Annotated in this window: 9 protein-coding genes; 2 read left to right on the top strand and 7 right to left on the bottom strand. The window is 64.4% G+C overall.

Going from position 1 to position 13,378, the window contains the following annotated elements; translation table 11 throughout:
* Positions 1-4: 4 nt before the first annotated feature.
* Positions 5-2,491, bottom strand: a complete 2,487-nt coding sequence (locus ACXZ1M_RS07735; RefSeq protein ID WP_459052592.1) for a TonB-dependent receptor — start codon at positions 2,489-2,491, stop codon at positions 5-7.
* Positions 2,492-2,672: 181 nt separating this feature from the next.
* Between ACXZ1M_RS07735 and ACXZ1M_RS07730 the strand changes: the two genes are divergently transcribed.
* A complete protein-coding gene (locus tag ACXZ1M_RS07730; RefSeq protein WP_459052591.1) occupies positions 2,673-3,758 on the top strand; it encodes an ROK family transcriptional regulator in 1,086 nt (361 codons plus the stop codon).
* Positions 3,759-3,766: 8 nt separating this feature from the next.
* Entirely contained in the window at positions 3,767-5,128 is a 1,362-nt protein-coding gene (locus tag ACXZ1M_RS07725) for an MFS transporter (RefSeq protein WP_459052590.1), read from the top strand.
* Here the strand turns inward: ACXZ1M_RS07725 and ACXZ1M_RS07720 are convergent.
* From ACXZ1M_RS07720 to dgoD, 6 genes are read right to left on the bottom strand one after another with little or no spacing between them, the layout of a single operon-like run.
* The gene (locus ACXZ1M_RS07720) at positions 5,108-5,881 is read right to left on the bottom strand and encodes an SDR family oxidoreductase (RefSeq protein ID WP_459052589.1); all 774 of its coding nucleotides are present in this window, start codon (positions 5,879-5,881) and stop codon (positions 5,108-5,110) included. The genes ACXZ1M_RS07725 and ACXZ1M_RS07720 overlap by 21 nt on opposite strands.
* A gap of 24 nt (positions 5,882-5,905) precedes the next feature.
* Positions 5,906-6,889 carry an L-arabinose ABC transporter permease AraH gene (gene araH, locus ACXZ1M_RS07715; protein ID WP_373988657.1) on the bottom strand — a complete coding sequence of 328 codons (984 nt, stop codon included), beginning with the start codon at positions 6,887-6,889 and terminating at the stop codon, positions 5,906-5,908.
* Positions 6,886-8,412: an L-arabinose ABC transporter ATP-binding protein AraG gene (gene araG / locus ACXZ1M_RS07710; RefSeq protein WP_459052588.1), complete on the bottom strand. Its 1,527-nt coding sequence runs from the start codon at positions 8,410-8,412 to the stop codon at positions 6,886-6,888. The genes araH and araG overlap by 4 nt, the downstream gene beginning before the upstream one ends.
* Positions 8,412-9,383 (bottom strand): arabinose ABC transporter substrate-binding protein, encoded by a 972-nt coding sequence (locus ACXZ1M_RS07705; RefSeq protein WP_459052587.1) that lies wholly within the window; start codon positions 9,381-9,383, stop codon positions 8,412-8,414. Before ACXZ1M_RS07705 ends, araG begins: the two co-directional genes overlap by 1 nt.
* A gap of 31 nt (positions 9,384-9,414) precedes the next feature.
* Positions 9,415-12,042 carry a beta-galactosidase gene (locus ACXZ1M_RS07700; RefSeq protein ID WP_459052586.1) on the bottom strand — a complete coding sequence of 876 codons (2,628 nt, stop codon included), beginning with the start codon at positions 12,040-12,042 and terminating at the stop codon, positions 9,415-9,417.
* Entirely contained in the window at positions 12,036-13,184 is a 1,149-nt protein-coding gene (dgoD, locus tag ACXZ1M_RS07695) for a galactonate dehydratase (protein WP_459052585.1), read from the bottom strand. The genes ACXZ1M_RS07700 and dgoD overlap by 7 nt, the downstream gene beginning before the upstream one ends.
* Between the last annotated feature and the right edge of the window lie 194 nt (positions 13,185-13,378).

The raw sequence follows: 13,378 nt of genomic DNA, 5'->3' as shown, positions 1-13,378 counted from the left end.
TTGATTACCATGCCTTGCTTGCCACCAGGCGGAAACTGCGGCCGAACACCGGGCGGCCATAAATGGCTTGCTGGCTGCCCTGGCCGGCCAGGGTGTCGGTACGGGTATTGCCTTCGGTGAGGCCTTTGGCGTTGCTCAGGTTATCGCCGCTGAGCTGGATACGCCAGTCGCCGCGCGTGACCGATATGCCGGCGCCGATCGAGTGATAGGCCGGCAGCGCGGTGGCCTGGAAGAAGTCCACATAGCGCTTGCCGGTGTAGGCATAGCTGCCGTACAGCTCGACCAGGTTGGCATCCACATTGAAGCTGTAGTTCGGACGGATGTTGCCGAACACTTTAGGCTCGCGGATGATCTGGTTGCCCACCACCTTGGATGGATCGGCGCCGGTGGCGTTCACAAAGTCGCGGTACTGCGGATCCTGCACCGTCAGCGAGCCGTTGATGTGGAAGCGGTCGGTCAGATAGACAGCGCCATCCAGTTCCGCGCCGCGCACGATGGCCTTGCCGAAGAACGGCACGGTCTGGTCGTTGCGGCCGGTGGCCGGATTGAACGCGACGAACGAAGCGTTCAGCGGATCGAACTGCGTGTAGAAACCGGTCACGTACAAATAGGAGCGGCCGGCGGTGGCCTTGAAGCCCACTTCATATTGATTGGCTTTGGTCTTCAATACCAGTGGGTCGACCGATGCCGCCACCTGCATCGACGGTGGCACTTCCAGGTGCGAGATGCGCGCATAGCCGCCCAAGCGCGGTGTGAAGTCGTAGTTGGCGCCCAGCGTCCAGTTGATGGTGTTGATGTTGTACTTGTGCGCCTGGATGCCGCCGGTGAAGGCGCGCGTGGTGTCGTCGGCCAGCGTGGCCTTGTCGCCCAGGTTGACCTGATTGGTCAGGCGCGCGTAACCATCGTAGTGATAGCGCTCGCGGCGCACACCGCCGTCCAGGCGCAGGCGGTCGCTAACTTCCCAGGTGTCGTTCACGTAGAAGGCGCCCATGCGCGCATCGACGTCGCCCTGGTTCAGGGTGGTGGTGTAGCGCAGCACGCCGTTGTCGGTGACGGAGCCGAGCACCGCGCCGCTGGCGGAGTAGGCCACCAGGTCCAGCGTGCGCGGCTTGCCTTGCACTTCGATCAGCATGTCGTTGTAGACCGACTTGCTGGTCTGGCCGTAGCCGCTGGCGTAGACGCCGAACTTGACGTCATGGTTGCCGCTGCCGGTCTGGAAATTACGCGTGAAGTTGACGTCGGCCTGGTTCGAATAAAAGTCGGAACCGGCGGCGCGGTACTGCGCCTGCATCACCAGGCCGGAGGCCGCCGCCGGATTGTAAGCCTGCGTGCCGTTGCTGCCGGCAATGGCGTAGCCCAGATGGTCGACCGCGCCGAAGGCCGTCCTGGCGGCGTTCATGAAGCCGTTGGCAAAGGTGGTGGCGTCGGCCGGATTGGAGGTGGAATAGAAGGCGTCGAAATTCAGCTTGCCCTTGGTGGCGCCGGCCTTGGCCGAGATGAGCCAGCTGCCGATTTCGCCCTCGTAGTTGACGCCGATGTTGCCGTATTCCAGATGGCGGCCATTGGCCAGGTCGCGCGTGTCGGTCACCAGCTTGCCGCTGCCGTCCTGGTATTTCTGCGGCACGCTGCGCAACGCCGGCGAGTTCATGGTGCCGTCGAAGTAGTCGATGTATTTATCCAGCGAGACCGAAGGATTGCGCGGATCGGCGATCGGAATCGGCAGGTAGAAGGTGTTGTGGTCGTTCAGGTAGTTGGCGCTGACGGTCAGCGTGCCGTTTTCCAGCACGCGCTTGATGTTGCCGCGAATCTGGCCGCCCTTGTCGTTCGGGAAGCCGTTGTCGCGGTGGCCGTCGTCCTGGCGCAGGAAGCCGCCGACGGCGTAGAAGGTCTTGTCGTCGATCTTGCCGGCCTGGTAGGCGTCGATGCGCGCCAGGCCGGTGGTGCCCAGCGTGACCTGGGCTTTGCCCTTGGTCTTGTCGGTGCCGGTGACGGTGCTGCTGTTGACGATGGCCGCCGCCTGGCCGGCGTAGATCGGCGCCGGGCCGCCGCGCACCACCTCGATGCTCTTGGTCATCAGGTCATAGCGGTTCAGGCTGTCGCCACGGAAGAAGAAGCCGTTGATTTCGGTGAACAGCGGCAGGCCGTCCTGCTGAAACAGCGCCAGGCCGTCATCGGTCGGAATGCCGCGCACGCGGGTGATGTTCTGCACTTCGCCGCCGGTGGCTTCGACCTGGATGCCGGGAAGTTTGCCCAGCAGGTCGGCCATGTTTTGCGGTGCGAGTTTTTGCACATCGTTCTGCGACAGCGAGTTCACTGCATAGGACACGTCGAAGCGGCGCTGGGGGCGGGCGGAGCCGGTGACGACCACGCTTTCAAGTTCCGCCGTATCAGCGGCGGGCGCGGCTTGCTGGGCTTCCTGGGCAAAGGCAGGGCTGGCCGCAGCGCATAAAGCGCTGATGGCGTGGGCTAGCGTCTTCATTTTCGTACTCATCGATTTCTCCAGTCAGGACAAGGGGTAAGCAACTGGCGCCGAGTATATGGCCGGGATTTCGGTATAATTATTTATTACTTGTAAAATAAATAGAATATGACAGTTGTGTGACAAGAATTGTCTGTTTGCCAGCATTACTATGAAAATTGCGCGACTAAAACTGTCTTCAGAAGAAAAGCGTTTGTTATGGCACTTGCGGACCAACGGCCCGACGCCGCGCACCGAGTTGTCGACGATGCTGCAGGTGAGCAATTCGGCGCTGACCAAGCTGTCGCGCAACCTGATCAGCCTGGGGCTGGTGGAAGAGCAGGAAGCCTCCACCGATGCCAGCGGCAGGGGCCGGCCGACCGTGCCGCTGGCGATTTCGCCGGCCGGCGGCTTTGCCGTCGGCGCCACGGTGCACAAGGGCGTGCTGGAAATCGCGCTGGTGGATTACGCCGGCGGCATCATTTCCCTGACCAGCGAGGCGGTCGGCGCGCCGGAACCGCTGGCGTTTGCGCAATTGCTGGAGCAGCGGATTACCGAATTGTCCGTCAAGCACAAGCTGCTGGGCGGGCGCTTCCTTGGCGTCGGCGTCGGGCTGCCCGGCCCGCCGAGAGGGCGCGACGGCAATTATTGGAACATCGTCAGCGAACTGCCGGGATGGCGCAACGTGCCGCTGCGCGAGATCCTCGACGCCGCCCTCGGCCTGCCGACCATGCTGGAGAACGACGCCAATGTGTCGGCGCTGGCCGAGTACTACCTGAACGCCACGGTACGCCGCTCGTCCACGGTGGTGGTGCTGTTGCTGGGTTACGGCATCGGCGCCGGCGTGATCGAGGATGGCCGGCTGCTGAAGGGCGAGTTTGGCGGCTTTGGCGATATCGGCGGGCTGTATCCGATGGACCAGCCGCGCCCGACGACCATCGACTTGCTATCGGTGCTGCAGGAGGCGGGATGCCCGATCCAGTCGGTCGCCAATTTCGCTGAGGTCACCGTCGGTCACGAAGCGTTGATTGAGCAGTGGCTGGACCGCGCCGCCGTGCAGCTGGAGTCGGTGGTGAATAGTGCGATCTCGTGGTTCGATCCGGGCGAGATTATTTTCTCCAGCCCGCTGCCGGCTTCCATCATGGTGCGCCTGGCGGCGCGGCTGAACCGGGGCCAGTTGCGCTGGCCCGAGCACCGGCCGCCGACCGAGATCCGCGTGTCGGGCCTGGGCGGCAGTTCAATCGCCTTGGGCGCGGCCTTGTTGCCGATACACGCGTCCACCACCGTCTCCTTCTGGTAGAGCGCCTTATGCCCCGTTATCTGAACATGGTGAAGCAGGACCGTCATCTGATCGGTTATTCAACGGGGAATTTTGGCAAGAACCTGCTGTTGGGCAGTTTCGACGTGACGCTGCTGTTCCTGTTGACGGACGTGCTGGGCGTGGCGCCGCAACGCGTGAGCGTGTTGATGCTGGCGGTGTTTGTGGCCGACCTGGTGCTGGATCTGGGCGCCGGACTGTTGGCGACCTGGGCGCAAAATCACGGCATAGGTTACCGGCGCCTGATCGCAGTGGGCGCGCTGCCATGCGCCGTGTCGTTCGCCCTGATCTACGGCCTGCCGCTGCTGGGCGTGCACGATCTTCCCGTGCTGGCCGGCGCCATCATCCTGTTTCGCGGCGCCTACGCGGTGATCGACGTGCCGCATAACAGTTTGTTGGCGCGGGTGGCCAGCGACAGCCGCGCGCGCGGACGGGTTTCCGGCTATCGCACGGTGTTCAGTTCCATGGCCGGCGTGGCGATTTCCACCATCGTCGCACCGCTGGTGATGGTGGCCGAGCAGCAAGGGCCTGCGCGCTTGCTGGCACAACTCGGTGTGACGGCAGGCCTGGTGTTTTGCGGCGTGATGCTGTTTGCCGCCTGGTCGTCGCAGGAAGCGGACGACGGCAGGCTGCGGCAGCGTCGCAGCTTGTCGCGCATGGTGTTCCTGCCCAAGCTGGACCGGCTGTTCGGCGCGATCGCGCTGATCGCCCTGATCACCGGATTTGCGACGCCGGTGTTCCTGAAAATGATGCTGTATCTCGCCACCTATGTGCTGCATCAACCTGACCTGACAAGCCAGGTGCTGCTGGTGCTGACGCTGGGCCAGTTGGCCGGCGCCGCCTTGTGGATTGCGCTGGTACGCGCGCAAGACAAAACCGCCTTGCTGGCAATGAGTCATGGCGTCTTCATTTGCGGGCTGGCCTGTTTCTTCCTCGCCGGCGGCAACCGTTGGCTGCTGACCGGCGCCACCGCGCTGATCGGCGTGGGCAGCGCGGGCGTGTTCATGCTCCCGTGGGGCATCCTGGCCGACATCATCGACTTTGCCGAATTCCGTCATGGCGAGCGCCATGAGACGGCGGCTTTCGCCACCATTCTGGTCATCCTTAAAGCCGGCGGCATGGCGTCGGTGTCCGCCATCGGCTGGACGTTGGGGCAGCTCGGTTATGTGCCCGGCGTGGCGCAGACCGAGGCCGTTGTCCACGGCATGCAGTGGATGGCCTTCGGCGTGCCGGCGTTGGGTTCCGTGATTGCGATCCTGATGTTGCGCCGGCTGGCGGTCGGGCATGGCATGCATGCCCGCGTGGTGCGCGCCAATCAGGCGCGGCGTCGCTTACTCGTGGTAGAGCTGTGAACGGCCGCCGTCGATCAGGATGTCGGTGGCGTTGATGAAGGGTGCTTCGTCGCTGGCGAGGAACAGGGCGGTGGCCGCCACTTCCTCCGGCTTGCCTAGGCGCTTGCAGGGCAGCAGGTCGGCCTGGCGCGCGCGTTCGGCCTCGGGATCGGGGCAGGCGGCGAAGTGGCGCTCGATCATGTCGGTGACGATCAGGCCCGGCGAGATGGAGTTGACGCGGATGCCGCGCGCCGCGTATTCGATGCCCAGCGCGCGCGTCATGCCGATCAGCGCGTGCTTGGCGACCGGGTAGGGGAAGCAGCCGGGAATGATCTTGTGGCCGTGCACCGAGGCGATGTTGACGATGCTGCCGGCGCCTTGCGCCAGCATCGACGGCAGCACGGCGCGCGCGCCGTTCCAGGCGCCTTCCAGGTCGACCGCGAAGCAGCGCTTCCAGTCTTCTTCGCTCAGCGCCAGCGGTTCGTCGAAGACGTTCATGCCGGCGTTGTTGATCAGGATGTCGACCTTGCCGAAGCGTTCGATGGTGCGCGCGGCCAGGGTTTCCATGGCGGCGCGGTCGGAGACGTCGGCCAGCACGAACAGGCTGCGCTCCGGGCCCAGTTCCGCGATGATGGCCTGCGCGGCTTCGTCGTCGCGGTGGCTGTTGAGGGTGACCATCGCACCTTCGGCGGCGAAGCGGCGGGCGATGGCCAGCCCGATGCCTTGCGTGGAACCGGTGACGATGGCGACTTTGCCTTTCAGGCGTTCAGACATTACTGCTCCTAAGTTGACGCTAAGTTAGCGGCGCTCGCCGCGGGTTTTCAATTGGTCCAGCAGCACGGCCAGCAGCAGTATCACGCCGCGCATCAGGTATTGGTAGAAGGCGTCGACGTCCATCAGGTTCATGACGTTTTCCACCGTGCCCATGATCAGCACACCAATCAGCACGCCGAAGATGCGCGCCTTGCCTCCCTGGAGCGACACGCCGCCCAACACGCAGGCCGAGATCACGTCCAGTTCAAAGCCCTGCGCCGCATTCGGCTGGCCGCTGGTGATGCGCGCCGCCAGGATCAGGCCCGCCATCGCGGTCACCAGGCCTTGCAGCAGGAAGATCCAGACGCGCAGGCGCTCGACGCGCACGCCGGCCAGCCGCGCCGCTTCCGGATTGCCGCCGATGGCCAGCGTGTTGCGGCCGAAGACGGTCTGGTTCAGCAAAATGCCGAACACGATGAAGCAGGCGCCCGCCACCAGCACCGGCAGCGGCATGCCGAAGATGCGGCTGTCGCCGAAGTCGATGAAGCTGTCGTCGTTGATGCCGACCGCCTGACCTTTCGATACGATGAAGGCCAGCCCGCGCACCATCAGCATGGTGGCCAGCGTGGCGATCAAGGCATTCACGCGCAGGTAGGCGATCAGCACGCCGTTCAGGGCGCCGATCAAAGCGCCGGCACCCAGTCCAGCGCCGACCGCCAGCGCCACGCTGCCGCTATGTTCCAGCACGATGGCGCCCAGCACACCGGCGAAGGCGATGGTGGAACCGACCGACAGGTCGAAGTCGCGCGAGGCGAGGCACAGCATCATGGTGCAGGCCACCATGCCGATCTGCGCCACCGACAGCATCAGGCCGATGACGTTGGTCACGGAGAAGAAGTTCTCCACCGTGGCCGACAGCACGGCGAACAACACGACGTAGGCCAGCGGCATGCTGTATTCGGACAGCCACTGGCGCGAGACCAGCGCGCCGCCAGCGGCGGCCGATGGGTTGAGTTGAGAGACGCTCATGCGATGCTCCGTTCTTCTGGTTGGGGCGCCACGGCATCCGGCAGGGCCAGGCGCAGCACTTCGGTTTCATTGGCTTCGGCGCGCGACAGTTCGCCGCAGATCTCGCCTTCGCGCATCACGATCACGCGGTCGGAGATGCCCAGCACCTCCGGCAGCTCGCTGGAAATCACGATCACGCAGCAGCCGCGTTCCGCCACCTCGTGGATGATGCGATAGATGTCGTTCTTGGCGCCGACGTCGATGCCGCGCGTCGGTTCGTCGAGGATCAGCACCTTGAGGCCCGGCTCCGCCAGCCAGCGCGCCAGGATCACCTTTTGCTGGTTGCCGCCGGAGAGCAGGCGGATCTCCTGCTGGCGATTGGGCGTCTTGATGCGCAGGCGCGCGATGAATTCATCGGCCAGCGCCGCTTCCTGCTTGTGGCGCAGGAACAGGCCACCGCGCAAGTCATTGCGGCGCACGCTGATGTTGATGTTCTCCGCCACCGAAGCAGTAGCGAGGATGCCTTGCTCCTTGCGGTCCTCGGGACACAGCACGATGCCGGCCGCAATCGCATCGGCCGGACCGCCGGTGGCGACTGGTACGCCGTCCAGCAGCACCGTGCCGGCGCTGCGCGGGTCGGCGTTGTACAGCAGGCGCATTAACTCGCTGCGTCCCGCGCCCACCAGGCCGAAGAAGCCCAGCACCTCGCCGCCGTGCACGTCGAAACTCAGCGGGCCTTTCACGTGCTTGCCGTTCAGGCCTTGCACCTGCAGGCGCGCCTGGCTGTGCTGGCGTTCGCGGTAGTCGTAGATGTCGGACAGTTCGCGGCCCACCATGTCGCTGATGAGGCGATCGCGCGGCACGTCGGCCATCACGTCGTGCGTGACGATCTTGCGGCCGTCGCGGAAGATGGTGCAGGCGTCGCACAGCTCATACAGTTCTTCGAGACGGTGCGAAATGTAGATCAGCGTGCGGCCGTCGGCGCGCAGCTCTTTGACGAGGCGGAACAGGATGTCGGTTTCGCGGTGCGAGAGCGAGGAGGTGGGCTCGTCGAAGGCGATCACCTGCGCGTCCTGCATGATGGCTTTGCAGATCTCCACCATCTGCCGTTGCGCGATGGACAGGTCGGCCAGGCGCGCATCCGGCGACAGGTCGACGCCGATGGCGGCCAGTTTTTCGGCGACGATGCGATGGGCTTTTTTCTTGTCGAGGAAGCCGAAGCGGGTGGGCATGCGGCCCAGCAGAACGTTCTCGGCCACCGTCAGTTCCGGCACGTACTGCAATTCCTGGTGGATGATGGCGATGCCGGCGGCGATGGCGTCCTTGGCGCTGCCGAAGTGGCGCTCGGTGCCGCCGACCAGCAGGCGGCCGCCGTCAGGCTTGTACTGGCCGCCGAGGATTTTCAGCAGCGTCGACTTGCCCGCGCCGTTCTCGCCCAGCAGGCCGTGCACCTGGCCGGCGTGGGCCGAGAAGCTCACGCCGTTCAGCGCCTTTACGCCGGGGAAGAATTTGCAGACCTGGTCGAATTCCAGATATGCGGCCATTACTGCCCCATCGCTTTGCGGACCTCGGCCTGGTTGGCGCGGGTCATCAACATACCTTTCGTGAGCACTTCCGCCGGCGGCGTGGCTTTGCCGTTGATCCAGTTGACCAGATTGACGGCGGTCTGGTAGCCGTGTTCCTTGGCGCTGATCATGACCGTGCCGAAGAAGCCGGTCGGCTGTGGTTTGTTCAGTTCATTCTCGGCCGCCTTGGCGCCGCCGATGCCGATGCCGACCATGTTGTCGGCCTTGATGCCACGGCCTTCGGCCGCGCGCACCGCGCCCAGCACCGCTTCATCGTTCAGGCCCACGGCCACCCAATGCTTGAACTTGGCGTTCTTGGTCAGCGCGATATTGGCGGCGTTGAAGGCGTTCTCGGTATCGGTCTTGGCTTGCGGCGCGTCGATTATGTTCGCCGCAGGGAAGCCGCCGGCCTTGAGCGCGTCGACCGCGCCGGTGGTGCGTTCCTTACCGGTCGGCAGTTGGTCGTAGGCGACGCGGATGGCGCCCACTTCCGCCATATTCCACTTGCGGGCCTTGATCTCGGCGATGATGCCTTCGCCGACCTGCTTGCCGATCTGGTAGCCGGAGATACCCATGTGCGGGATCGATTCGATCGGCTTGCCGCTGCCGTCGACCAGGCGGTCGTCGACCGAGACGACCTTGAGGTTGTTGCGCTTGGCCGCGCGTTCGATCGCCTTGCCCAGCTTGACGTCCGGCGCGCAGATCACGAAGCCTTGCGCTTTTTGCGCAGCCAGGTTGTCGATGGCGGCCATGGTTTTTTCACCATTGGGGATGCCGATCTTCACCAGCGTGAAACCTTTTTCCTTGGCGGCTACCTCGGCGTAGCGCCATTCATCCTGAAACCACGGCTCCTCCGCCTGTTTGACGAGGAAGCCGATTTTTACCGGGTCAGCGGCTTGAGCGAAGGTCACGGCGCAAAGCGCCGCAACTGCCAGCAAAGTACGTTTCATTTTGAGTCTCCAGTTTGGTTTTCATTTTATTTTATGGGGTGATACGTAACTGATATACCGGAATCACGGTGACACCGCGCACGGTTGCGATCTGGCTCTCGCCGCCGAAGTCGGGGCGTGCCTCTTTGGGCAGGTAGATCGGGGCGTCGGCGCGCAGCGGCAGCACGGAGACGGTCAACGGCTTGTCGAGCAGGGCGGCTTGCTGGCGCAGGCCGATCTGCCATTGGTAGCCGCTGTAGTACCAGTCGTCCAGCATGCTGGTGCCGGCGTACAGGCGGCCGATGTCGCCGACGAAGTCGATTTGCAGCAGGGCGTCGTCCAGGCCTTTCAGTTGTTCGCGCGGGACGTTGATCTGCCATGCGGCGGCGGCTTTGAAGTTCTCCGGCAGCGGTTGGATGGCTGCCTTGGCGGTGCCGCCGATTACGATAGGCGCGGCCTGCTGGGCGTTGCGCGTTTGCGTGATGGTGGCTTTTACTCCATGGCTTGGCAGGACGGCTTCGAAGGCTTGGAAGATGCCGTCGTTGCCGGCCGCGCGCACCGCGACTGTGGCCGATTGCGCATCGCCTACGGCGTTGGCGCCGGCATTGCTCGGCACCGCTGCGGCAGCGAGCGGCACGGAGGCGGCGGCAGACGGAGCTGCGTTGATGCTGCCCGAGGCGATACCGCCGTGGCCTGGAGCTGCGGCCTTGGCGGCGGTCCACGCCGCGCCGGTGGTGGTGGCTTTCGGTGCGCTGCTCAGCGCCGGGTAGATGGCGAAGCGGAAGGTGCTGTCGCCGACCGAGCGCAGTTGCAGCGCGTTGCCGTCCACGTAGGCTTGCTCTGCGCTCAGCAGCAGGCGACGCTGGCCGGCCAGTTGTACCACGCTCAGTTGCTGCGATTGTTCCGCCGTCAGCACCACAATGGTCAGCGGACGCTTGCCCGCGCGCTGCACGGTCACCGCCGCGCCGGCGCCAGGCTGCACGCCCGTCACCAAGGTCTTGCCAGCCGCCGTGGCGATCTGCGCGCCCGGTGCGCTGACCTGCGCCGAAGCGTCGAACGACAACTCCACCGGCACGCCGGCGCCGGCGGCAAACACCGCCACCACGCCTGCCTTGCCCTGATCCAGCAGCGTCAGTGGCTGCGCGGTGGCGTAATGCAGATTAGTGCCATCGAGGTCCAGATTCAGCGGCCAGATGAAGTAAGCGCCGTCGGCGATGTCCACTGGCTTGCTCGGCAGCGTGATGCTCTGGCCTTGCAGCTTGACCGCGAACTGCGTGCCCTTCTGCGCCGCCATCGGGTACTGACGAACATGGTTGTTCACGAACAGGAAACCGCGATCACCTTCACTGCGCACGGCAAAGCGCGCAGTCGCCAGATCATCCGGCTTGGCCGGAGAAACGTCCGGCTTACGTACGGTCATCGGCGCCAGGCGCGAACCGAAATCGTGCAGGAACAAATGGAAGGGACGCAGCTTCTCCAGCACCTTGCGCTGCTGGCCGTCCGGGCCGAGCGGCGCCTGGAAGTCGTAGCTGATCATGGTGGTGTCGTTGTAGCCGCCACTGAGCGTGCTTTCTTCCAGGCCGCTGCCGCCAAGGCTCAGCGGATTGCGGCCACCGTGGAACATGTAGTAGCCCATCAGGTTCACGCCGGAACCCAGCTGCACCGGCAGCATGGAGGCGATATCGTCCGGCGACACCACGGTGCGGCGGCGATACATGAACGGCAGGCCGGCGCCGTATTCGGCGCCGAGGAATGGGGTAACGTCTTTATCGGTTTCCGCAGTACCCGGCGCATGCGCGGCGGTCTGCGCACCGAGGTCGCCGCTGACGCGGGTATCGAAGCGGAAGGCGTAGGTCTCTTTCGGCGGCAGCTCCTTGGTGCTCACGCCCCAAGGCTCGTCGGGATAGCCACCGAATACCGGCGTCACTTCGCCGGTCGGATAAATCGTGCCGTCCCAGCCGGTGACGGTGTAGTAGGGCACATCCATGCCCGCCTTCAGCGCCAGCTTCTTCAGCGCGGCGATGTGTGCCGCGCCCTTGCCGGGACCATCGATGTTGTATTCATTTTCCAGCTGTACGCCGATCACGCGGCCGCCGTCTTTCCACAGCTGGCCCTTGATCTGCTGGCCGATCTGCGCGTACAGGCGCTCGACGAGCGCCATGTATTGCGGATCGTTGGAGCGGGTCGGCATGGTGTTGACCACCCAGTCCGGAATGCCGCCGTAGCGCACTTCGGCGTGCGCCCACGGGCCCACGCGCACCACCACATCCAGCCCGGCCTTTGTGGCCAGCTGCACGAAGCGGCGCAGGTCGCGGTTGCCGGACCAGTCGAACTTGCCCGCCACTTCCTCGTGGTGATTCCACATCACATAGCTGGCAACGATGTCGATGCCGGCCGCCTTCATCTTGCGCAGCTCCGCGTCCCACTGCGAAGCCGGCGTGCGGCTGTAGTGGAACTCGCCCATCACCGGCAGCCATGGGGCGCCGTTGCGGGTCAGGTAGCGGGCGTTGGCGCCCAGCGTATCGCCGTTGGGCGCGACCGCGCTGCCGAGCCGTAGCGCGGCCTTCAGCGGCGCCGGTGTTGGCGCGCTGGCGTCGATCGATAAAGTCGCTGCACCGGCAGCGAAAGAGAATGCGCCGGCGACCAGCGCCGCGCAAGTACGAAGGCGGACGCTTACCATTCGGCGACGCTGCCGTCTGCGTGGCGCCATAAAGGATTGCGCCAGTCAGGGGCATTCTTGCTCGCTTCGATGACGCGCTCTTCGTCCACTTCCACGCCCAGGCCTGGTTTTTGCAATGGATTGCAGTAGCCGTCGATGATCTTGAAGTCTTCCTTGTTGATCACGTAGTCCAGCAGCTCGCCGCCCTTGTTGTAGTGGATGCCCATGCTCTGCTCCTGCAGCACGGCGTTGTACGACACGAAGTCCACCGCCAGGCAGGCCGCCAGCGCGACTGGACCCAGCGGGCAGTGCGGCGCCAGCGTGATGTCGTAGGCTTCGGCCATCGAGGCGATCTTCAGGCACTCGGTGATGCCGCCGGCGTGCGACAGGTCCGGCTGCACGATGGACAGGCCACCGGCCGCGAACACGTTCTTGAATTCGAAGCGCGAGTACATGCGCTCACCGGCCGCCAGCGGGATGGAGGTCATCTCGGCCAGGCGCGGGTAGTATTCGGCCTGCTCGGCCAGCACCGGTTCTTCCACGAACAGTGGTCGGAACTGTTCCAGTTCGCGCAGCAGGGTCTTGGCCATCGGCGCGGCCACGCGGCCGTGGAAGTCCAGGCCGAATTCGATGGTGCTGCCGAAGGCTTCGCGGATCTCGGCAACGCGGCGCACCGCCTCATCGACCTTGGCCGACGTGTCCAGCATGCCGAGTTCCTCGGTGCCGTTCATTTTGAAGGTGTTGAAGCCACCCTTTTGCAGCGTGCGGATTTGTTCGATGATGTCGGACGGACGGTCGCCGCCCACCCAGCTGTACATCTTCATGCGATCACGCACCAGGCCGCCCAGCAGTTCGTACACGGGCTTGCCCAGCACCTTGCCCTTGATGTCCCACAGCGCCTGGTCGATACCGGCGATCGCGCTCATCAGGATGGCGCCGCCGCGATAGAATCCGGCGCGGTACATGGTTTGCCACAGGTCGTTGATGCGGGCCGGGTCCTGGCCGATCAGGTAGGGTTCCATTTCCTGCACCGCCGTCTCCACGGTGCGGGCGCGGCCTTCGATGACCGGTTCGCCCCAGCCGACGACACCCTCATCGGTTTCGATTTTGAGCAGCATCCAGCGCGGTGGAACACGGTAGGTCGTCAGTTTGATGATTTTCATAGGATCGGGTCAGGGAATGGTTCGGGAACAGCACTCAGTCTAAAGCGGGCGGCTAGACGGGAAATATGATTAATTCGTAACGACCCATATCATTATCGGATAGCTTAAGCCCATCGTTCCCGCGTAGGCGGGAACCCATGTTGAGTTAAATGGTCGGCGCCCGATGGATTCCCGCGTGCGCGGGAATGACGGTC

This window comes from Duganella paludis, assembly GCF_054461335.1.
The sequence above is the reverse complement of the archived record's forward strand: the minus strand, read 5'-3'. Positions and strand labels throughout refer to the sequence as shown.